Here is a 20,529-nt window from a genome sequence, read left to right as displayed (position 1 = left end):
TCCCCTTCATCGGAGACGAGACATGGGTGAACAGATCACGCTGACCGCCAGCGACGGCCACACGCTCGGTGCCTACGTTGCCAAGCCCGCGCCCGACTTTCCCCGCAAAGGTGGCGTCGTCGTCGTGCAGGAAATCTTTGGCGTGAACCAGCACATTCGCGAGGTCTGCGACTGGTTCGCCAATGCCGGCTACGAGGCGGTGGCGCCGGCGTTGTTCGACCGCCAGGAACCGGGGTTCGAATCCGGCTACAGCGAGGAGGAGATCCAGCGGGCACGCGGCTTCATCGCCAATCCGGACTTCGATGCCTTCATGCGCGACACGCAAGCCGCGAAGGACTATCTCGCCGCCAAAGGCCCGGTCGCCGTGGTCGGCTACTGCCTCGGCGGCTCGGTGGCGTTTGCCTCCGCCACCCGGATGCACGGCCTGGCCGCCGCAGTCGGCTACTATGGCGGCCAGATCGTGAAGATGGCCGACGAGGTCCCGATGTGCCCGACCATGCTGCACTTCGGCGAGACCGATCACTCCATCCCGATGGAAGACGTGGAGACAATCAAGCAGAAGCGGCCGGACGTGGAAATCTACGTCTACCCCGCGGGCCACGGCTTCTCCTGCGACCATCGCGGGTCGTTCCACGCGGAATCCGCGCGGATCGCCGGCGAGCGCACGCTGGCGTTCCTGGAAATGCACATGGGCCGCTACGAAGTCTGAGACGATCCGACGCTCGCCTTGCGGCGCGCCGCTCTCCTCACAGCTTCCCCGACAGCATCACGCCGTAATTGCGGCAGAGCTCGTACACGGTCCAGGTCGACTGGTCGTCGGTAGCGAGGCTGACCGACGTGAAGCGCAGGTCCGGGCTACCGGGCCTGCCGACGAGCAGGCCGAAGAAGGGGACCGCGTCTTCCTCCGGGTGGGCATAGCCGCAGATCGGCAGCGTCTGCTGGCCGCGCATGGAAAGCGCGGTCAGGCCCGTCACCGGCACCTCGCCGGGAATGCTCAGCGCAGCCGCCACGCCGTTGCGGATCGCCCATTGCTGGGTCGCATCGAGCGGCAGCCCGCCGCCGAGACGGCCATTGAGCAGCGACGGGGTCGGCACCGCCTGCCATTCGGCCAGCTCCAGGCCGCGCCCACGGCAGGTGCGATAGACCTCGAACGCATCATCGGGTCCACTGGCAATGCCGACGCGCCAATTGCCGAGCTCCGGCTGATAGAGCGCCCAGAACGGTTGGTTGCCCGACGGCAAAGCGGCGATCCCACATGTAAAGGACGAGGAGTACAGCGGGTCCTTGGTGACCTTGATCTCCGTCAGCACGACGGGCCCGGACACCCCGGCGGCAACCGCCACGTCGCCGGCGAGCACGTCGCGCTGGCTTTTCGGGATCAACTGGCAGCCGGCCAGGAGCAGAAAGCCGACCAGGCCCACGATCATAGGGACGCTCGGACGCATGTCCGTTTCCTCACCTGCGCGCATCCGAGCGAAACGGGAACCGGCTCGCCACCCGGAAACGCGTCAAACCAATGACGTCGAGCGCCCTTTCCTCGTGGAGGATCGGGCGATCGGAAACGGCCATAAACCGACTGGATTGCGCGAGGATGCCTCTTTCCGGATCGAGGCTAAATCAGCAAACCGCAGGAGCGTCCTTGCGGGCGAGCAGGATCGTATGGAAGTCGCAGTCCGGGTCCTCAGCGACGAAGTCGATGACGGTGAGGCCGTGGCCGGCGAGGAGTACGCGATAGGCCGCCGGCGACAGGCTTGAATGATAGACGCGGTCGTCGCCGACATGGCCGTCTACCTCCCCGTCCTCCGGCCCGACCGTCAGCATCAGACGGCCGCCGGTGCTAAGGTGGCGCGCCAGCAGCGGCAGCACCACGCGCTGTTCATCGCGCGTCAGGTGGAAGAACGAATCCCAGCCGACGATGCCGTCGAATCTCTGACCGAGATCGAGGGCCCTCATGTCGGCAACGCGCCAGTCCCGGTCGGGACGCTTTTCGCGGGCCAGGGCGATCATCGCTTGGGAGGCATCGACGCCTGTGACCCGGAACCCGCGCGCCTCCATATAGTGCGCAATCGGATCCCCCGTACCGCAGCCGAGATCCAGGATGGCGGCGCCAACCGGTAGGCCGTTTAGAAAGCGATCGAGCCAAGCCTGCTCGAACAGAACCTTCGCGCGCTCGGCATCGAACCTCGCGGCGTTGCGCTCGTAAACTGCCTGGGTCTGCGTTGCCAGTGACGCAAGATCGTCAGCCATTGCCTTCCTCGGCCACAGCGCTTCTCAACTCCGCCAGGAAATCCGCCTGGAGCGCGGTCGGCTGCCAATCGGCCCGCAAGGTGAGCCCGATCGGCCGTGCCGCCTCCGACAGGCGAACCGGCAGCACGATCAGGAAGCCGGCCTTTTCCTCATAGAGGATTTGCCGGCGCGACAGGATGGTCAATCGATCGGACATCATCAAAATGCCGCGCAAGGCTACCAGCGAGCCGGTTTCGATCACGCCGGCGAGCGGACGATCCGGCGGAAAATTCGCCGCCAGCCGCTCGAACACGAGGCGGCTCGGCGTCTCCGGTCGGGGCAGCAACCAAGGATAACGCGCAAGATCGTCGGAAGTAATGCGGGCGCGGCCGGCAAGCGGATGTCCCGCCCGGGCGACGATGGCCAGATCGTCCTGAAACAGCACCTCCTGGGTTAATTCGGAGGCTGGGACGTCTTCCCGCAGGGCGCCCACCAACATGTCGATCCGGCCGTTGGCGAGATCCTGGATCAACGTGTCGTAAGGCCCGTCGACCACCTCGATCGTCGCTTCCGGACGGCGGGCGGCAAGGGCGACCACGGCCGCCGGTACGATCTGCGTGCGCACCAGCGGCAGCGTTCCGACCACCAGGCGGCCATCATAGGCGCCGGCAAGCTCGCGCACTTCATCGAAGGCGGCATCCAGCTCCGCCATCACCAGATTGGCATGGCGCGCGAACACCCGGCCGGCCGGCGATAAGATCAGGTGGCGGGATGGTCCGGTAAAAAGCGCAACGCCGAGGATCGCCTCCAGCTCGCGAGCTGCCCGGTGAACCGAGGGTTCGGTGAGGCCGAGCCGGCGCGCGGCGGCGGAGAAGCTGCCGGCATCGGCGAAGGCCGATAGCGCCCGCAGATGCACCATGCCGACTTGCGCCTCGGCGAGGTCGACGCCGCCGGCATGATGTTTGGCAAAGCGCGCGAGCTTCCCCTGCCCCGCCTTCAGAACCGACAAGGCCCGTTGCGCGCGCCGAACCACGACCCGTCCGCGCGCGGTCGCCAGCGCGCCCGACTTGGAGCGTTCCAGAAGCCGCCCGCCGAAGGTCGCCTCCAGCTTGGCAAGCGCCTGGGAGGCCGCCGGCTGGGAGATGCCGACCGCCTCGGCCGCTCGGGACAAGGCCCCCAGCCGGACCGCGGCGGCAATCAGGCGGATATGGCGGAGGTTCGGATAGTCGCGCATCGTCTCGATGGAACACCGACGGAAACGGAGCGCGCGAGCGTAGACCGTTCGTTGGCGTGTGTCGCCAACACCCGACACCCCGCTCGTTTCCTCGAACGCAAAGCTATGCGTAAGGCTCCGCTCATCCCCGTTTGCGTGGAAATGTGCGGAGCGTGACTTACCCGAACACCACCCCGTCCATCAGCTTACGGGCGGTGCGCAGCACGCCGGCGGACGCAACCTCGCCGGCCTCGTCGAGGGTCGCGATCACGGTGAACTCGCCGGTCGGATGCTCGATGGAGAGCGCCTTTTCGCGACCTTCGGGAACATTGGCGATCTGGGCCGCCGGCCCATCGTCCAACAGGCAGGCCGTGCCGACGGAGACCGCACCGAGCACCCCAATCGCCTTATGGATCCTGTGCGGAATGAAGGTCTGCGTCGAGATCGCCCCGCCCGCTTTGGCCGGCGAGACCAGCGTCATCTTCGGAACCGACTTCTCCTTGACGTCGCCAAGATTCATCATCGGCCCAACCGCCAGCCGGATCGCTTCCACCCGCGCCTTGAGCTCGGCATTGGCTTCCAGGTCCGCCGGGCTCTCATCGCCGGACAGCCCGAAATCGGAGGCCCTCAAGATCACACACGGCATACCGTTGTCGATCAGCGTGACCTCGACCCCTTCCACCGTATCCACCGCGTTTCCGGTCGGCAGCAACGCGCCACATGACGAGCCGGCGGTGTCCTGGAATACGATCGGGATCGGTGCGGCCGTGCCCGGCACACCATCGATACTGGCATCGCCCTGATAGCGAACCACGCCACCCGGCGTCTCGATCGTGGCGATCGCGATCTGACCGGTATTTTCCATGAAGATGCGGACCTCGGTCCGCCCATCCTGCGCGGACACCAGCCCGCGTTCGATGGCGAACGGGCCGACGCCGGCAAGGATGTTTCCGCAATTCTGGCTGTCGGTGACGATCGCCTGGTCGACGAACACCTGCAGGAACAGGTAGTCGACGTCGCAATCGGCGCGCTCGGACTTGGAGACGACGGCCACCTTGGAGGTGAGCGGGTCGGCCCCGCCCATCCCGTCGATCTGGCGGTCGTCCGGCGAGCCCATGACGCGGAGCAGGAAGGCGTCGCGCGCAGCAAGGTCGGCCGGGAGATCGTCCTTCAGGAAATAGCCGCCCTTGGAGGTTCCGCCCCGCATCCACATGCAGGGCACGCCATTTTCGGACATCTGGTCTTCCTCAGATATATTTGAGGCCCTTGGCGGCAAGCTGTTCGCGCATGCCGTAGATGTCGAGGCCGAGCTCGCCGGCTTCGAAACGGGCACGCTTCTCCGCCTCGTTCGCTTCGCGCGCCTTCGCCTTCTCAAGCACGCTCGCGGCCTCTTCCCGACGGACCACGCAGACGCCGTCATCGTCGGCAACAATCACGTCGCCCGGATTGACAAGCTCGCCGGCGCAGACGACCGGGACGTTGACCGAGCCAAGCGTCTCCTTAACCGTCCCCTGAGCGAAGACCACCTTCGACCAGACCGGGAAGCCCATTTCGGTCAGGTCGCGCGTGTCCCGCACGCCGGCATCGACGATCAGGCCCTTGCAGCCGCGCACCTTGGCCGATGTCGCCAGGAGATCGCCGAAATAGCCGGCATCGGACGGCGATGTCGGCGCGAGGACGAGAATATCGCCGGCCTTGAGCTGCTCGATGGCGACATGGACCATCCAGTTGTCGCAGGGCGGGGCCGAGATCGTCACGGCGGAAGCCGCGAGCCGCGCGCCGGAATAGATCGGCCGCATATAGGCGGCGAGCAGACCCTTGCGGCCCTGCGCCTCGTGCACGGTGGCCACACCGCATTCGCCGAGCCCATCGATCACCGACTGATCGGCCCGCTCGACGTTCTGGACAACGATGCCCGCTTCTGTCGTCGACCCGGCCATCACAGCGTATCCACGGTGCGCGGGAAGATCGACTGGAACGCCTCGGCGTACTTGGAGTCACGTCCTCCCGACTGGCCGCCGGAGTTGCGGCGGAAATGGTTGGCCCGGTTCTCCGCGACGTTCTGGTAGAAGTGCCACAGGTGCTCCTGGCCCTGCATGCACTGGATCGCGGCCCACTTCTTGTCCCACACCTCGGTGATGTCGAGGATGGTGTCCGGCTTCCATTCCATCTGTTCGGTCTGGTGCGGCTCGAACAAATAGAGCTGCGGCGCACCCAGCACCTTCTGGCCGGGATTGTGGCCCCAGGCCTGGGCGATCATCCGGCAGGTGAGCGCGAAGTCGGTCGTGTACATGTGGTCCGTGTTGTACGGGTCCCACTTGGAGTGGCTCATCATGAAGGCCGGCTGGACGGCGCGGATCACGTCGACCATGCGGTCCTGGGTCTCGCGGCCGAGATCGAGCGGATAATCGCCGACATCGAAGAACTGGATGTCATGAACGTCGAGCGCCTTGGCCGCGTTCTCGGCCTCCTTACGGCGTTCGGTCTTCACCTTCTCCAGCGTCATGCCCTCCTGCTTCCACAGCTTCGCGCTCTCGCCGCGCTCGCCATAGGATAGGCAGACCACGGTCACCTCGTAGCCCTGCTTCTGATGCAGCGCGATCGCGCCGCCGCACCGCCACACAAAGTCGGCGGAATGAGCGCTGATTACGAGCGCCGTCTTGCTCATCGGATGTCTCCTCTTGGATCGCGGTCACGCCGGGTCGGAGCGACCGTTGGTCAAACCGCAATCGATACCAATCGTTTCGACCGCCGGCCGGGGCCGGTCGTTCCGGCACCGCCCGCGTTCCGCGTTCGACCGGCGCCAACACAACCGCCTCGCTCGAACGCCGGCCACACTAGCCGCGCCCGCGCGAGGACCCAAATTCAAAGCCGATCCATATCATAAGTTTTTTCGATAGACCTGCTTGAGCCGGCGCACGGACGCAGCCCGTTCCGGATTTCGCCTTGCCCCAAACCGTCGCATGCCTATTCTGCCGCCACCTTCCGGTCCGCCATTCGCACGGGGCCGACCCGTCTCTTAACTCAATCAAGGTCCACTATGGATTTCGATGGCTTCTCAACCGTCCTGATTATCGAGCTCGTGATCGGGCTTCTGGCCACCGGCGTGGTCGCGGGCATCCTCGCCGGACTGCTCGGCGTTGGCGGCGGGATCGTCATCGTACCGGTCCTGTTCTGGATCATGACAACCCTGCACTTCGCCGCGGAAGTAGCGATGCCGATCGCCGTGGCAACCTCGCTCGCGACCATCATTCCGACATCGATCTCCTCGACCCGCGCACATCGAAAACGCGGCTCGGTCGATTTCAATCTTCTGAAGCTGTGGGGCCCGGGCGTGGCCGTGGGCGCGCTGATCGGCGGCTTGCTCTCCCACGTCATCGACGGTGAGGGCCTGCTCTTCATCTTCGGCTTCATCGCCCTGGCGGTCTCCATCAACATGGCGATCCCGAAGACGCTGGTTCTGAGCGGTCACCTGCCGGAGAACCCCTGGATCAATCGGGCCATCGCCGCGGTGATCGGCGTGTTCTCCTCGCTGATGGGCATTGGCGGCGGCACGCTGTCGGTCCCGACCCTCTCCGCCTTCTCGTTTCCGATTCACCGCGCCGTGGGAACGGCTGCGGCGATCGGCCTGCTGATCGCGGTTCCGGGGGTGCTCGGCTTCATCTGGTCGGGGCTCGATGCGGCGGGCCGTCCGCCGCTGTCGCTGGGTTATGTCAGCGTGCCGGCCGCGATCGTGATCTTTCCGGTGACGTTCCTCTGCGCGCCGATCGGCGCCAAGCTCGCCCACAGCCTGAACCAGCGCTATCTGAAGCTCGCCTTCGCCGTGTTCCTGGCGATTACCGCGATCAAGATGCTGTCCTCTGCGTTCTGAGGTGTCCTTCAGGCGGAATACCGCGGACGAAGGACGTTCCGAATGAGACCAGGCGTCTGTCAGCCCTCGCGCAGCAGATCGAGGACCTCGTTGACCGCGACGGCCTCCTCCGGCGGGACCAACGCACGCCCAGAACCTCTCCCCAGGGCGGCAAAGAACTGCCTTATCCCCTCGCCCGCGTCGAGTGGCGAGAGGTCCGCCGACCATATGAGGTCGGACGAGCCCCGGTGCCACATTCGGACCCGACCGTCGGCGAGCGCGGCAGCGCCTTCGGACCCGACCAGATCGAGTTCCAGGCGCAGGCGCGTGTCGGTCCATCCGGCCTGAACGGTCGCGGTGGCCCCATTGGCGAAGCCGAACACGGCCGCACCATGATCGTCGACAGGCCACCCGAGCACATTGCCGAGGTGCGCCCGACCGGTCTCGATCGGGCCGAGCGTCCACTGGAGCCAGTCGATCGCATGTACGGCCTCGTCGGCGAACCCGCCGAACCCGGCGAGCGCCGGATCGGTCATCCAGCCGGACAGGTCGAGCCAGTCTGCATAGCCGCCGTCATGGGAGAACCGCATCCGCGCCTCGACGACTTGGCCGATCGCACCTTCCAGCACGCGGTCCCGGAGCGCGTTCAGAGCGAAATTCGTCCGCAGGAAAAACGCCGTATCGAGGAGAAGGCCGGCGTTCCTGGCGGCCTCGTTCATGTTCCGGGCGGCTTCGGTACGAATTCCGAGCGGCTTTTCGCAGAAGACCGGCAGGCCGGACGCAAAAGCGGCAAGCGCGTCATCCTCGTGATAGGCCGTTTCGGAGCAGACGATAGCGGCGTTCACGCCAAGGCTCAGAGCTTCGTCGGGATCGGCGACTGCGGTCGCCCCCTCGCTCCGGCAGATGGCGGCACGCCGATCGGCATCGCGCTCATGCACGGCGGCGATCCGCCATCCCTCCTCCGCGGCCACGCGGAGGTGATCGCCGGTGTGAGCGTGAGCGGCCCCCATGAGAAGCAGGTTTTGATCCACCATGCCCGATCAACGCGGGCGACGGTTCCGTGTTCCTGACCGATTTCGCGCGCGCAGCGAACCCGGCGCGCGAGATCTTTTCACCACATATTCCGGCCGCAAAACGCGTTTCCGCTTATCTCAGGCTCTATGCGATCAACGTCCGCCGTCCGCTTCGCCGGGAGGCGCGTCCTGGGTCGGCACGGAGGTCGATCCCGTCTCCGCTTGCGGCGTCGGCTCGGGCTCGCGCGGCGCGGCCTTCTCCTCGATCTGCTCCTTCGCCCGCGGCTTTTCGTTCAACACCCGCATCGGCGGCGCGTTGCCCTGCTTGTCCTCGCCCATATAGAGCGTGACGTGCGGATACGGGATTTCGATACCGCGTTCGTCGAAGACTTCCTTGATGACCTCGTTGTAGGCGCGGCCAACAGCCCACTGGCTGCCGGGCGGCGTCTTGATGCGAGCGCGCACGATGACGGCGGAATCGGCGAACTGGGTGACACCGCTCATTTCCAGATCGCCGATGATCGAGCCGCCATGCTCGGTCAGCTTCAGACGCTCGAAGGCCTCGAACATCGCCTGCTTCACCTCCGGGATACGCTCCCGATAGGCGACCCCGATCTCCGCGACGTGGAAGCTGTACCCCTTCATGAAATTGGAGACGGCGTCCACAGACGAGAACGGTACAAGGTGCAGCGTCCCGTCCAGCGAACGCAGGGACACGGAGCGGATGGAGAGCTTCTCCACCACGCCGGTGATGCCGCCGGCTGTGACCACGTCGCCGGTGTTCATGGCGTTCTCGAACTGGATGAACACGCCGGTGACCACGTCCTGCACCATCTTCTGGGCACCGAACGAGAAAGCCAGCGAGAGCACGCCGACGGAGGCGATGAGCGGGCCGATATTCACGCCGATTTCCGACAGGACCAGCATGAACACGATCACCGACAGCACGATGGTGAAGGCGTTCCTCAGCAGCGACAGCAGCGTGATCTCGCGGGCCGTGGGCGCCTTCCCCGCGTCGGGATTGAGCCTGTATTCGATCCAGGAGGTGACGGCCAGATAGATGCCGCCACCGATCGCCAGCACCACCAGAACCGACAGAATCATGCCCAGGAAGCCCTGGCCGTCCTCCGAGCCAACCCATTCCAGGACCTCCAGAAGGTTCCAGGCATCGGCAATGGCGAGCAGCACGCACACCAGCACGATCATCCGGACGACCTTGAGAACCGTCGGGACGAAGGCGTTCAGCCGGGTTTCCAGCAGAGGAAGGCTCTTGCGGATGTCCGGCGGCAGGCGCAGACCGAACGAGATCGTGCGGGAGATGAACGTCGTCACCGCCGCGCCGATCACGATCGCGATCAGCGATTCCACTGTGGCCCGCAGCATGAACGGCAGCGCCTCGAGCGGATTGACCAGCCAGACGATGAAGAAGGCGATCAGATAGAGGATCGCGATCCGATGCCAATGATTGCCTAGGAAAGAGAAGAAACGTCCGAGGGAGTCGGTCTTGCCCGCCTCCATCCGCCGGTTCAAAAAGGCCCGCACCCGCGTCTTGTTCTGCAGCACGATCAGGATCGTCATGATGATCGCGGTCAGCACCACAACCACTTTGACCGCCTCGGAGAAGCGCCAGGACACTTCCGAGGCCGCGACCGGCACCACGAACAAGAGACCGTAGCCCACCAGGCTGATCACTCGGGAAAGCCAGAAATACCAATAGGCCGCGCCGGTATCGCCAAGCGGCAGGAACCGCAGCGCGTTGTAGCTCGGCATCAACACGAGCCGGACGGCGAGCTTGATCGCCTCGATCACGAGGAAGGCGTTGAGGAAGAGCGTCTGATAGATGCTCATCTCGCCCCTCGTTCCGAAGAACAGGGAAAAGACGTAGCCGGCGAGCCAGGCGAGCACCACGGTGACGATTTCGACGATCAGCGCCGGAATGAGGTACATGATCCGGGCGACCCAGCCCTTGCCCTCCGCGCGCTGCGCGAACATGTACATCATGCGTCCGGCGACCAGCCGCAGCACGAAGAAGCTGCCGAACACGATCGCCATGGACGAAACGAGATTGATGATCGTCCGACCGATGCGCATCAGGTCGACGTTGCCGGTATCGGTGAAGGCATCACCGAGATCCGACCCCACCCGACGCAAGGTCACCACGAGCTGTGCCGCCTGAGAGGCGATGGTGCGGGTATATTCGGCAGCAAGTCGCGCCGGCCCCAGCTCTTCGGCCGTCGGTTGCGGCGCGGACGCGGCTTCGCCGTCCGTCGCCGTCGCCTTCAGCTTGGAGATCAATTCCGCGCGCGCCTCGTCATTCTCCAGGATCTGGATCAGCGCATCCACCGAGGTCGGCGGTGCCGCCTGGTCCGGATTGGCCGCCTCGCTGCTTTCCGCTGTATCGCCACCGCCTCCACCCGATCCAATTGGAAGACCGAGCTGTGCGGACGCACCTGTTGCAGTCATGAACAGGGCGACAGTCAGTGCAACGAGGAAAGCACGCATTGACGATCTCTGCGATTTGATCTGGCCGGGCAGGAATGACACGATCGCGAACAGGCGGACCTTGAGGGGCCGGATCGCGACCGTGAGATTACGAGTCAGATTGTCTTGTCGCAGAGCATCGCCGGTTGGGCAACCGCGCGAAGACCTATCGATCGAAAGTGCCGAACCCGTTTTCGTCGAGATAATCGATCGTCAATGCCGTGGCGGGCTCGTCTCCATCTAACGAAAAAGTGAGCGCGGCGACCGAACCTTCCGGCTCGTTTTCGGTGATCGGCCGATAGGCGAACATCGGCCCGTCCCAATGCGTCAGCTTGTACAGAATCGGCTTCGGACCAAGGGCGATCTCAAGCCCGCCGTCGGTTTCGCGGATCTCCACCGGACCGAAATAGGCGTTCTGATAGGTCCCCACCAGCGCGTCGACGGCTGGGGCCGGCGCCGGATCGGCCGGCGGCGTCTTGCCGACCAAAGAGCCGGCGGGCGCGGAGAGCGGCAACATCCGCGGACGATAGGCGGCGTACCAGTCGCGGCGAATTTCGCCGAACTCGACGAGATCGATAAAGCTATGGGCGACCGATTCCGGCACACCGGTCGGTGACGCGTTGCTCAACACCCCGATCGCCACCTTGTCGAGCGGCAGGAGTTGGAAGTTGGTGGCAAAACCCATGGCAAACGCTCCGGAATGGCTCAGCACCACCCGGCCCGAGGCATCGACCCCTGTGCCGAAGCCGAACCCGTAGAGCCCCGGACGGGCGGCCGGATCGGGAATCGCACCGGAGATCATCTGAGCCTGGGTGGCCGGAAGCAGCGCGTCGGACGCAATCACCTCTTCGCCGTCCACGTCCCCGCGATCCATGACCATCGCCAGCCACTTGCCAAAATCGGAGACGGACGCGCTAACCCCGCCGGCCGGCGCCTGAGCATCGGGCTTGCGCACATATTTGGCCTGCCAGCTTCCATCGACATCGACATGGCCGGCTGCACGATTGTCGTGCGCGAGATAGTCGGCGACCCGGTAGCTTGCCGAAGCCATGCCCAACGGCTTGAACAGCGTGTCTTCGCCCAGCATGGCCCAGTCTGTGCCCGCCGCCACCGCGACCGCTTCGGCCGCCGCCGTCAGGCCGATATTTGTGTAGGCGTAGCTGTCGCGAAAGCTGGCGAGCGGCAGCACCCGCAGGCGCTCGAGGATCTGGCGTCGGTCATAGCCGAGATCCTCCAGGTCGTCGCCGGCATGCTCCGGCAGGCCGGAGCGATGGGCGAACAGATCGCCGACGGTGACGTGAGACGTCACATAAGGGTCGGAGAGCGCAAACCATGGCAGGTGGTCGACCACCGGCGTGGTCCAGTCAACGACGCCCTCGCCGACGGCGCGCGCGACCACGGTCGCGCTGATCGGTTTCGACAGGGAGGCAAGCTGGAACACCGTGTCGGTATCGACCGGCTGATCCTCACCCGCCTTACGCACGCCGTAGCCTTTCGCGAACGCCGTCTCGCCATCGCGGACCACCACGACGGCAAGCCCAGGGACTCCCGAGCGCGCCATCACGTCTTCAACGATTTCGTCGATTTTGCCGATTGCCATATCGATCCGGCCGGGTGGAACGGGTGCGGCCGGTGCAAGCGGCGGCGGTAGATCCTCGGCGGCGGCCGAGCCCGCCATCGCGGCCGCGAGAAGGACGGCCCCCAGGCCAAGACGGGCACGATATCTCTTTGAAGTGGAAACGAGCAACCGAGCCACGTGACGACCCTCCCCTGAGCAAGACCAAGAATGGACTTTGCCGCTACTCCCTTTCTTCAAGGATGGGAGGCCGGCGATCGCGGGATCGTAGTGACCGCGGCGAACCAGGCAAACGCAGCCTTCGGAAAAAACTGGAAGTCCGCGGAAAGCGCATGAAAAAAGCCTGCGGCCGGGTCGGCCGCAGGCTTCGCAATGGTCTCGCAGAGGCTGGCCGCAATCAGGCGGCGGACAGAACCTCGTCGCCCTTCTGCCAGTTGCAGGGGCAGAGCTCGTCGGTCTGCAGCGCGTCGAGGACGCGCAGGACCTCGTGCGGGTTGCGGCCGACATTCAGGTCGTTGACCGAAACGAAACGGATGATGCCGTCCGGATCGACGATGAAAGTTGCGCGCAGGCAGACGCCCTCTTCCTTGTGCAGCACGCCGAGGGACTGCGACAGCTCGCGCTTCAGATCGGCCAGCATCGGGAACGGCAGGTCCTTCAGGTCGGCGTGATTCTGGCGCCAGGCCAGGTGCACGTACTCGCTGTCGGTTGACACGCCGTAGATCACGGCATCACGGTCGACGAACTCGTCGTTGAGCTTGCCGAAGGCCGCAATCTCGGTCGGACAAACGAAGGTGAAATCCTTCGGCCAGAAGAAGATGACCTTCCACTTGCCGGCGTCGCTCTTGTCGGTGAAGTCGGCGAACGCGGACTTCGGGTCGAGCGAAACAACGCCCTGCATGGCGAACTCGGGCAGCTTGTCTCCAACGGTCAGCATGACGGATGCTCCTTGTGGGTTGTCTTGGGGAGGGAATTGAGGCAGCGCGATCAGCCGACTTCGGCGAGCGCGGGCTCGTCCAAGGTGTCGAGAACCGTCGCGGTGGCGTGCAACACCGCCGCGAGCCTGATCACGGCCTGGATGGTTTGAACGGTGACGCCGTGTTCCTTGGCACCGGCGACATGGGCGCGGGTGCAGCTCTCACAGCCCTTCACCACGGAAGCGGCAAGCTCGAAGAGCTCGAAATCGGCCTTGTCGATGCCGTGCTTGGCGAGTCCATTCATGCGCAGCCCGGCCGGCAGACCGGCGAGCTCGGCGTCATGGGCCATGTGCATGGCGCGATAATAGACGTTGGTCATCGCCATGATGGACGCGGCGATGCGCGCGCCCTCAAGCACCTGGGCGCTCGTCTGTGCTCCGGCGAGCGCTTCGATCGTGCGGGTCAGACGCAGATTGCGCGCGGCGATGGCTGAGGCGAGCGCGGCGCCCCATTTCTGGTCCGTCGACAGCTCCGGAAGCCCGTCGTTGCCGAGCATGGAACCGAGATTCAGGCGGATGTCGCGCGCCGAATCCGGCAGCGCCTGACGGATGTCGTCCAGTTCGCTCATCGGCGACCTCCTTGCGGCCGACGGTTCGTGCCGCCGCCCGTTTCATTGAAGGATCCCCGACGTTTCCCCCAGTCCCTACCGGCCTTGTATCCAGCCGGAATTGTTGACTTGTCGTCTTAGGAGCGGCCGCGCCCCCGCGCAATCCCTGCTTCTGCGAGGCCCCTACGATCGCTCTATTTTAAGTCGCGATTCCAGGGACTTCCGGCTGTGGCAGATCGCCGCGCTCAGTTGCGAGGCCCGCCCGTCGCGGCTGGCGAAGCCACATGCGAATTGGGCGCGCACGCGCAGTGAATTTTGCGCGCGCAAACCGCTGCGCAAAGCCATGCGCAACCCGCACTGGGCGAGTTGGCGGCAGCGAAAAATTCCTGCGGAAAACCGGTTCCCACTTTTCCTGGCTTCGCTTGCACCAAAGCGCGACCGCGCGCCGGCCGGAGGCCGCCCTCGCGGAGCCGCCAGCGAAGCGAGTTCGCGCGAGCGATATTTTTTCACCGCGAAGCCGGACGGAAAACCGGTTCCCACTTTTCCTGGCTTCGCTTAGTGCCCCCCTGCCCCGGCGGGGACGGGGGCCGGCTTGCGCATCAACGGAGTCGCGAGGATCAACAGGGCGAACAGCACGGTCAGCGCGAAGAACACGTCCGCGAACGACATCACCGTCGCCTGTTGCGAGACGATCTGGCCGATCTTGTAGATCGCGGCCGTCTCTGCGTCCGGACCGAGCTGGGAGAGCCCCTGGGTGATCGAGGCGATCGCCTCTTCCGCCGCCGGACGCCCCCAAGTCACGCTTTCGGCAAGCCGGGCGGCATGCAGGTCCGCTCGGTTCGACAACATCGTGTTGATGATCGCAAGTCCGACCGCGCCGCCCAGATTCCGGGTGACGTTGAACAGGCCCGAGGCGTTCTTCAAGGACGTAACCGGCAGCGTTCCCAGCGACAGGTTGGTGATCGGCACCATGCAGAACATCAGCGACACGCCGCGCAGGATCTGCGGCACGAACAGCTCCCAGAAGTCCCATTCGGATGTGATGCCGGAGGCCATGTAGGTTCCAAGCCCGAAGCCGAAGAAGCCGAGCGCGATCATCAGGCGCGGATCCATCTTCATGGACACGCGTCCCGCGACCGGCGCCGTCAGGAACATGGCAATGCCGGTCACGAACATGGTCTCGCCGATCATCAAGGCGGAATAGTCCCGTACCCGGGCGAGATAGATCGGGTAGAGGTAGGTCAGGCCGTAAAGCCCGATCCCCATGGCAAAAGAAAAGGCCGAACCGGTCGCGAAGTTGCGGTTGGAGAAGGCTTTCAGGTCCACCACCGGTTCGCGCGCGGAAAAACAGCGCCAGAAAAAGCCGACCGCACAGCCCACCGTGACCAGCGTAAAGAACACGATCAGCCCGTCGTCGAACCAATCGTTCGCGGCGCCCTCCTCCAGGACATATTCCAGACTGCCGAGAAAGCCGGCCATGAAAAGCAGGCCCGACCAGTCGAACCGGTCCAGGAGCGACAGATCCGGCTCGTCGAAGTCGACCAGCGCAATGGTGGCGATGGTGACGAAGATGCCGGGAACGATGTTCACCAGGAACAGCCAGTGCCAGGAAAACAGCTCGGTCAGGTAGCCGCCGACGGTCGGGCCGATGGTGGGCGCAAGCGTGGCCACCAGGCCGATGATCGGCGCGACCACCGGCTGTTTTTCGCGCGGGAACACGGCATAGGCGGAGGCGAACACGGTCGGAATCATGCCGCCGCCGATAAAGCCTTGCAGCGCCCGGTAGACGATCATCTGGTCGATCGAGGTGGCGGTCGCGCACATGAAGCTCATGAACGTGAAGCCGCCAGCCGAAATCGCGAACATCCATTTCGTGGAGAGCGCGCGCGATAAGTAGCCCGACAGCGGAATCATGATCACTTCGGCGATCAGATAGCTGGTCTGGACCCAGGAGATCTCGTCGGCGGAGGCGGAAAGCCCGGCCTGGATCTCTGCAAGCGAGGCCGACACGATCTGGATGTCCAGGATGGCCATGAACATCCCGAACACCATGCAGATGAAGGCCACCATCTTGCGGCCTTCGGTACCGGCCCCGGCGCCCGGTTGCGGCTGCGCGGTCGTCTCGCTCATGAGCGCGCTCTACTCGCTTTTGGCCGGCGTATCCGCCTCGCCCACGTCCACCTCGGCCGGCGCGGAAGCGAGCCCGAGCGCCGACCGAGCCTGGACGATCAATCCCCAGGCGCGTGCCTTCAGGTTGGCGAGGGTTTCTTCGGCTTGCTTGCGCTCCGCCTCCGTGCGGGTGTCGACGCTGACCACCGCCGACATGCCCGGTCGAAGCGCGTGTGCCGCTGTCGCCTCGGGCGCAAGCGTGATGCGAACCGGCAGCCGCTGCACCACCTTGGTGAAGTTACCGGTGGCGTTTTCCGGCGGCAGCAGACTGAACAGCGCACCCGATGCCGGCGAGATGCTGTCCACGGTGCCGTGGAACACGCGTCCCGGGAACGCATCGACCTCGACATCGACCTCCTGGCCGGACGTCATCCGCGCAAGTTGGGTCTCCTTGAAGTTCGCATCGACATAGACCGTGTCGAGCGGAACGATCGCCGCAAGCCGCGAACCGGGCTGGACCAGCTCGCCGACATCGGCGGCCCGGTTGCCGACGACACCGTCCACCGGTGCCCGCACCTGGGTGTAGGCGAGATCCCGCTTGGCCTGGTCGAGCGCCGTGCGCAGGCTCTTCAAGGTCGCGACGGCTTCCAGCCGCTGGGACTCCAGGACGGCGACGTTGACCTGGGCGGAGGTGAGATGCGCCGAGGCGCCATCGACCGCCGCCTCCGCCTCGTCGCGGTCGGCCTTCGCCGTATCCAGCGCCTGACGACTCGCGAAGTCGCGCGCCACCAGCGTCGTCTTGCGCGAAAGCTCGTTCTCGGCGAAGGCAAGCGCCGCCTGGGTGCTCTTCAGGTTCGCGTGCGCCTCGTCAACCTGGGAGCGGGCGGCACTGATCTGATTCTCGATCATATCAATGGTCGCCTGCTGCACGTCGATGCTGTCGCGCGCCGACTGAACCGCGAGCCGATAGTCGGTGTCGTCGATGGTGGCAATCACCTCGCCGGTCCGGACTTCCTGATTGTCCGCAACCTCAATGGTCGCGATATAGCCGCCGACCTTCGCGGAGACGATCGAGATGTCGGTCTTCAGATAGGCGTCGTCGGTCGACATCTCGAAACGCCCGACGGTCCACCAGTGGTAGCCCTCGTAGCCGCCACCGATGAGCGCCACCAGAAGCACGACAAGCAGAATCCGGCGCTTGCGACCACGCTTGCGCGGCGCTTCGGAAGGCGTGGCCGCGGAGGTCTGTAACGGCCCGCCTTCCGAGCGCCCCACCGCGGGAGCAGGGGGAGACCCCGCATCCCCCGCCGGAGGAGACGTCAATTCCTGTTCCGGTGCCCGCACCGGCGACGCGCCGCCGGGGGCCGACCGAGCCTGCGGGGACGCACTACCCACTCCCGCGGCCTCGGTCGGCCGGCCCGACGCGGCACCGGCAAAATCATCGTCGTGGTCGTTGCGACCCGACGCACTCTCTGGCGTCGGGTCGAAATCCGGATCGCGCCGGTCGTCGCCGGCGCCCGGCGCGTCGCTGCTGCGCTTCATGTCGAGCCGTGTCTTGTCTTGGGAGGTCACTCGAACGGTATCCTGCCGAATTGGTGGCGGGGATTTACCGAACGGTTCGGTCAATTTTGCGGCAAGCTAGCATTGACTGAACGGTTCGGTCAATGCACATTACGAGAAGGAATGGAGATCGCGTTGCCTTACGGTCAGACCCCTGTGAGGGGGCGACAATGCGTCGATCTTCAAACAGCTGTGTAGGGCCCGCTCGGCCCATCCGGGCGGTTGGTTCAATGCGACTCCATTCCCAAGTAAAATCCGGCGTTACCGAAAATCCGGATCAACCTTCCAATTGGGTCCGCACCGAGAGAGCTTGATGAACAAACCCGAACCCGCACCGATTCCGGCGCCAGCCCCGCCCGGGCCGAAATGCAAGGAAATCCTCGACGGCGCGCGCCGGGTGTTCCGGGCGGAAGGGTTCGACGGCGCAAGCATGGACAAGATCGCGCGCGCGGCGGGCGTCTCCAAGGGCACGCTTTACGTCTACTTCCGCAACAAGGAGGAGCTGTTCAAAGAGCTCGTCGCGCTCGATCGCAGCGAGGCCGCCGAACAGATCTTCCTAGGCGAGGACGACGAGGCGGAGATCGGCGACCTGCTGCAGACGCTCGGCGAGAAGTTCCTGACCATGATGGTCGCCCCGTCCCATGTCTCCCTGATCCGCATGGTGATCGGAGCGGCGGAAAAATGCCCGGAAGCCGGGCGCGCCTTCTTCGAGATGGGTCCTTGTTTCGGTATCGACAGGGTGGCCGCCTATCTGGAGAGACAGGCCGCTCGCGGCCGGCTCGATCTCAACGACGACCCGAAACTCGCCGCCGCCCACTTTTTGAATCTCTGCCACGGCGAAGTCGCCAAACGGCTCCTTTTCGGGTTCGGCGATCAGCCGTCCAAGGAGCAGATCGAGGCGACGGTTGCCAGCGCGGTGCGCGTATTCCTGTGCGCCTACGGAACCAAGGCACAGCAACGCGCTTAGAGCCCGTTCCTGCGAAAAACCGGTGTCGGCTTTTCGCCCGACTTCCGGTAGAGCGGTCGGGGTTGGATGGCACCGCCCAAGCGGTTTGCCACTTATAGGTGTTTCAAAACGCCCCCCGATTGCATTAGGCTCTGCACTCAAGAGTGCCTTTCCGGACACGCCCCAACCTGTCGGGGCCGTCCAATCCACCCATGTCGGGTGGCCGCGCCGCGCCTCGCATCTCAGCGGAGCGGGAGCTGTATACATTGCAGCACCTGCATGCGGATCCGGCCTTGCCGGCCGGACTTTCCACCCTTGGGCACTCATTCGCGACGGTGTCGCGCTCGCCTGGTCGAGTGCGTCGACGCAGCGCGTTTCCTGCGCAGTGTCACCGTCTCTTCCTCGGCCGATCGATCCGGCCCGAGCGGCGGCTGTTCCTCCCAGCAGCCTCGCTTCGAGAACCCGCGAAGAGGACCGAATGGACCAAAGTAACGTCAGTGCCGCGATGTTCCGCGGCGATTCCGCCACCTCTGCAGAGGACCGGCCCTATTGGGATCCGGAGCTCGAGACCCAAAGCCGCGCCGACTGGGATGCGCTGAAGCTCGACCTCCTCAAGGCGCACTTGCATCACGCCTACGATAACTCCCCCTACTATCGGGAAAGCTTCGATGCCGCCGGCGTGAAACCCGGCGACCTGAAGACCTTCGACGACCTCCGGCGCTTTCCGACGCTGAACAAGACGGTGCTGCGCGAGCGCCAAGAGGCCAAGCCGCTGCTCGGCGATCTCGCCGCCGTGCCTGAAGACGAGGTCGTCTACGTCTCGGCCTCCTCGGGCTCCACCGGCGTCCCGACCGTGTCGCCCTTCACCCAGGGCGACTTCGACGCCTGGATCGACTACGAGGCGCGCCAATTCTGGTCGTCCGGCCTGCGCCCGAACGACCGCTACGCCCACTCGCTGAACTTTTCGCTGTTCATCGGCGGACCGTGCGTACTCGGGGCCCAGAAGCTCGGCGCCTTGTCGATCCATGCCGGAACGGTGCCCTCGGAACGGCTGCTCACGATCCTGCAGACATTCCAGGCAACCGCCATGTGGACCACGCCGTCCTATGCCTGGTATCTCGGCGAGACGGCGCTGAAGGAGGGCATCGACCCCAAGACCGACCTTGCCGTGAAGCGCATTTTCGTCGCAGGCGAGCCGGGAGGGTCGATCCCCGAGACGCGGTCGCGCATCGAGGCGCTATGGGGCGCGGACGTCTACGACTACTACGGCCTCTCCGACATTTTCGGTGCCTGCGCCGGCATGTGCGAGGCGAAAGACGGGCTGCACTGGGCGGAGGATCACATCCACGTGGAGGTGATCGACCCGGAGACCGGCGAGCCGGTGGCCCCGGGAGGCCGCGGCGAGATGGTGCTCACCACCTTGAAAAAGCAGGCCCGGCCGCTGATCCGCTTCCGCACCGGCGACATCGTTTCCTTCACGGAGGAAAAGTGCACCTGCGGTCGCACCTCCATGCGGCTGATGGGCGTGCACGGCCGGCTCGACGACATGCTGGTGATCCGCGGCGTCAACATTTTCCCGTCCGACGTGGAAGCGATCATCCGCAAGGATCATGACTTCACCGGCGAGTACCGGCTGTTGGTCGACCGGGTGAACCATCTCGACCAGCTCACGGTGGAGGCGGAAAAGATCGCCGGCTTCAACGGCACCGACGCCGACCTCGCCGACCGCCTGAAGCATCACATCAAGGCGGTGACCGGCGTCGGCGCCAAGGTCTCCATCCTGGAGCCCGACGCCCTGCCGCGCGCCACTCATAAGGCCAAGCGCGTGGAAGACCGGCGCGACCACGTCTGGACGCCTTGACCACGTTGGTTTCGGGTCTCAACGACCCGAAACCATAAAACATGATCAATTCGCTTTTTGCGTGCTGGAGGAAGGCCGCCAGCCGGCCTTCCTCCAGCCCCCCTCCCCGTGTATACATGGGCAACTTCCCATAGCCATTCGGCCGTGATCGGCGCGTTTGCCGGCCCTTT

General features: G+C 65.0%; 17 protein-coding genes. 4 read left to right on the top strand and 13 right to left on the bottom strand.

Going from position 1 to position 20,529, the window contains the following annotated elements:
* Window positions 1-22: 22 nt before the first annotated feature.
* Window positions 23-709 (top strand): dienelactone hydrolase family protein, encoded by a 687-nt coding sequence (locus tag HNS03_RS20055; protein WP_367197827.1) that lies wholly within the window; start codon window positions 23-25, stop codon window positions 707-709.
* A gap of 37 nt (window positions 710-746) precedes the next feature.
* On the opposite strand, the gene HNS03_RS20050 is transcribed toward HNS03_RS20055, so the two are convergent.
* The 6 genes from HNS03_RS20050 to HNS03_RS20025 all read right to left on the bottom strand — a co-directional run bounded on the left by HNS03_RS20050 (window position 747) and on the right by HNS03_RS20025 (window position 6,107).
* Window positions 747-1,445 carry a hypothetical protein gene (locus HNS03_RS20050; protein WP_367197826.1) on the bottom strand — a complete coding sequence of 233 codons (699 nt, stop codon included), beginning with the start codon at window positions 1,443-1,445 and terminating at the stop codon, window positions 747-749.
* A 172-nt stretch (window positions 1,446-1,617) separates the two neighbouring features.
* Complete coding sequence (locus HNS03_RS20045) at window positions 1,618-2,247, bottom strand: class I SAM-dependent methyltransferase (RefSeq protein ID WP_367197825.1); 630 nt, start codon at window positions 2,245-2,247, stop codon at window positions 1,618-1,620.
* Window positions 2,240-3,460: a LysR family transcriptional regulator gene (locus tag HNS03_RS20040; RefSeq protein WP_367197824.1), complete on the bottom strand. Its 1,221-nt coding sequence runs from the start codon at window positions 3,458-3,460 to the stop codon at window positions 2,240-2,242. The genes HNS03_RS20045 and HNS03_RS20040 overlap by 8 nt, the downstream gene beginning before the upstream one ends.
* Window positions 3,461-3,617: 157 nt before the next feature.
* On the bottom strand, window positions 3,618-4,676 hold the full coding sequence (locus tag HNS03_RS20035; RefSeq protein WP_367197823.1) for a 4-oxalomesaconate tautomerase: 1,059 nt from the start codon (window positions 4,674-4,676) through the stop codon (window positions 3,618-3,620).
* 10 nt (window positions 4,677-4,686) lie between these two features.
* Window positions 4,687-5,379 carry a 4-carboxy-4-hydroxy-2-oxoadipate aldolase/oxaloacetate decarboxylase gene (locus tag HNS03_RS20030; RefSeq protein WP_367197822.1) on the bottom strand — a complete coding sequence of 231 codons (693 nt, stop codon included), beginning with the start codon at window positions 5,377-5,379 and terminating at the stop codon, window positions 4,687-4,689.
* Entirely contained in the window at window positions 5,379-6,107 is a 729-nt protein-coding gene (locus tag HNS03_RS20025) for a PIG-L deacetylase family protein (RefSeq protein WP_367197821.1), read from the bottom strand. The genes HNS03_RS20030 and HNS03_RS20025 overlap by 1 nt, the downstream gene beginning before the upstream one ends.
* 372 nt (window positions 6,108-6,479) lie before the next feature.
* Between HNS03_RS20025 and HNS03_RS20020 the strand changes: the two genes are divergently transcribed.
* Window positions 6,480-7,310: a sulfite exporter TauE/SafE family protein gene (locus HNS03_RS20020; RefSeq protein ID WP_367197820.1), complete on the top strand. Its 831-nt coding sequence runs from the start codon at window positions 6,480-6,482 to the stop codon at window positions 7,308-7,310.
* Between the two features lie 59 nt (window positions 7,311-7,369).
* Here the strand turns inward: HNS03_RS20020 and HNS03_RS20015 are convergent, their stop codons facing one another.
* From HNS03_RS20015 to HNS03_RS19985, 7 genes are all read right to left on the bottom strand, one after another.
* Window positions 7,370-8,323, bottom strand: a complete 954-nt coding sequence (locus HNS03_RS20015; protein WP_367197819.1) for a Gfo/Idh/MocA family protein — start codon at window positions 8,321-8,323, stop codon at window positions 7,370-7,372.
* A gap of 132 nt (window positions 8,324-8,455) precedes the next feature.
* Window positions 8,456-10,804, bottom strand: coding sequence for a mechanosensitive ion channel domain-containing protein (locus HNS03_RS20010; RefSeq protein ID WP_367197818.1), 2,349 nt, complete (start codon window positions 10,802-10,804; stop codon window positions 8,456-8,458).
* 145 nt (window positions 10,805-10,949) lie between these two features.
* Window positions 10,950-12,461 carry a serine hydrolase gene (locus HNS03_RS20005; RefSeq protein ID WP_367197817.1) on the bottom strand — a complete coding sequence of 504 codons (1,512 nt, stop codon included), beginning with the start codon at window positions 12,459-12,461 and terminating at the stop codon, window positions 10,950-10,952.
* 295 nt (window positions 12,462-12,756) lie between these two features.
* Window positions 12,757-13,296, bottom strand: coding sequence for a peroxiredoxin (locus tag HNS03_RS20000; RefSeq protein ID WP_367197816.1), 540 nt, complete (start codon window positions 13,294-13,296; stop codon window positions 12,757-12,759).
* A gap of 50 nt (window positions 13,297-13,346) precedes the next feature.
* Complete coding sequence (locus HNS03_RS19995; protein WP_367197815.1) at window positions 13,347-13,904, bottom strand: carboxymuconolactone decarboxylase family protein; 558 nt, start codon at window positions 13,902-13,904, stop codon at window positions 13,347-13,349.
* Between the two features lie 534 nt (window positions 13,905-14,438).
* On the bottom strand, window positions 14,439-16,013 hold the full coding sequence (locus HNS03_RS19990) for a DHA2 family efflux MFS transporter permease subunit (protein ID WP_367197814.1): 1,575 nt from the start codon (window positions 16,011-16,013) through the stop codon (window positions 14,439-14,441).
* A 9-nt stretch (window positions 16,014-16,022) separates the two neighbouring features.
* Window positions 16,023-17,564: an efflux RND transporter periplasmic adaptor subunit gene (locus tag HNS03_RS19985; protein WP_367197813.1), complete on the bottom strand. Its 1,542-nt coding sequence runs from the start codon at window positions 17,562-17,564 to the stop codon at window positions 16,023-16,025.
* Window positions 17,565-17,865: 301 nt separating this feature from the next.
* On the opposite strand from HNS03_RS19985, the gene HNS03_RS19980 reads away from it, so the two are divergent.
* Complete coding sequence (locus HNS03_RS19980; protein WP_367197812.1) at window positions 17,866-18,519, top strand: TetR/AcrR family transcriptional regulator; 654 nt, start codon at window positions 17,866-17,868, stop codon at window positions 18,517-18,519.
* Window positions 18,520-18,976: 457 nt separating this feature from the next.
* Window positions 18,977-20,359 (top strand): phenylacetate--CoA ligase family protein, encoded by a 1,383-nt coding sequence (locus tag HNS03_RS19975; RefSeq protein ID WP_367197811.1) that lies wholly within the window; start codon window positions 18,977-18,979, stop codon window positions 20,357-20,359.
* The last annotated feature ends 170 nt before the right edge of the window (window positions 20,360-20,529 follow it).

The sequence above is a fragment of the Amorphus sp. 3PC139-8 genome (assembly GCF_040750475.1).
In the GTDB taxonomy this organism is placed as follows: Bacteria; Pseudomonadota; Alphaproteobacteria; order Rhizobiales; family Amorphaceae; genus Amorphus.
Note: the sequence above shows the minus strand (reverse complement) of the source record. Positions and strands in the feature narration are given on the sequence as shown.

Coding starts and splice junctions, on each gene's coding strand:
- HNS03_RS20055 (WP_367197827.1), top strand. CDS start 23: ATGGGTGAACAGATCACGCTGACCGCCAGCGACGGCCACACGCTCGGT.
- HNS03_RS20050 (WP_367197826.1), bottom strand. CDS start 1,445: ATGCGTCCGAGCGTCCCTATGATCGTGGGCCTGGTCGGCTTTCTGCTC.
- HNS03_RS20045 (WP_367197825.1), bottom strand. CDS start 2,247: ATGGCTGACGATCTTGCGTCACTGGCAACGCAGACCCAGGCAGTTTAC.
- HNS03_RS20040 (WP_367197824.1), bottom strand. CDS start 3,460: ATGCGCGACTATCCGAACCTCCGCCATATCCGCCTGATTGCCGCCGCG.
- HNS03_RS20035 (WP_367197823.1), bottom strand. CDS start 4,676: ATGTCCGAAAATGGCGTGCCCTGCATGTGGATGCGGGGCGGAACCTCC.
- HNS03_RS20030 (WP_367197822.1), bottom strand. CDS start 5,379: ATGGCCGGGTCGACGACAGAAGCGGGCATCGTTGTCCAGAACGTCGAG.
- HNS03_RS20025 (WP_367197821.1), bottom strand. CDS start 6,107: ATGAGCAAGACGGCGCTCGTAATCAGCGCTCATTCCGCCGACTTTGTG.
- HNS03_RS20020 (WP_367197820.1), top strand. CDS start 6,480: ATGGATTTCGATGGCTTCTCAACCGTCCTGATTATCGAGCTCGTGATC.
- HNS03_RS20015 (WP_367197819.1), bottom strand. CDS start 8,323: ATGGTGGATCAAAACCTGCTTCTCATGGGGGCCGCTCACGCTCACACC.
- HNS03_RS20010 (WP_367197818.1), bottom strand. CDS start 10,804: ATGCGTGCTTTCCTCGTTGCACTGACTGTCGCCCTGTTCATGACTGCA.
- HNS03_RS20005 (WP_367197817.1), bottom strand. CDS start 12,461: ATGGCGGGCTCGGCCGCCGCCGAGGATCTACCGCCGCCGCTTGCACCG.
- HNS03_RS20000 (WP_367197816.1), bottom strand. CDS start 13,296: ATGCTGACCGTTGGAGACAAGCTGCCCGAGTTCGCCATGCAGGGCGTT.
- HNS03_RS19995 (WP_367197815.1), bottom strand. CDS start 13,904: ATGAGCGAACTGGACGACATCCGTCAGGCGCTGCCGGATTCGGCGCGC.
- HNS03_RS19990 (WP_367197814.1), bottom strand. CDS start 16,013: ATGAGCGAGACGACCGCGCAGCCGCAACCGGGCGCCGGGGCCGGTACC.
- HNS03_RS19980 (WP_367197812.1), top strand. CDS start 17,866: ATGAACAAACCCGAACCCGCACCGATTCCGGCGCCAGCCCCGCCCGGG.
- HNS03_RS19975 (WP_367197811.1), top strand. CDS start 18,977: ATGGACCAAAGTAACGTCAGTGCCGCGATGTTCCGCGGCGATTCCGCC.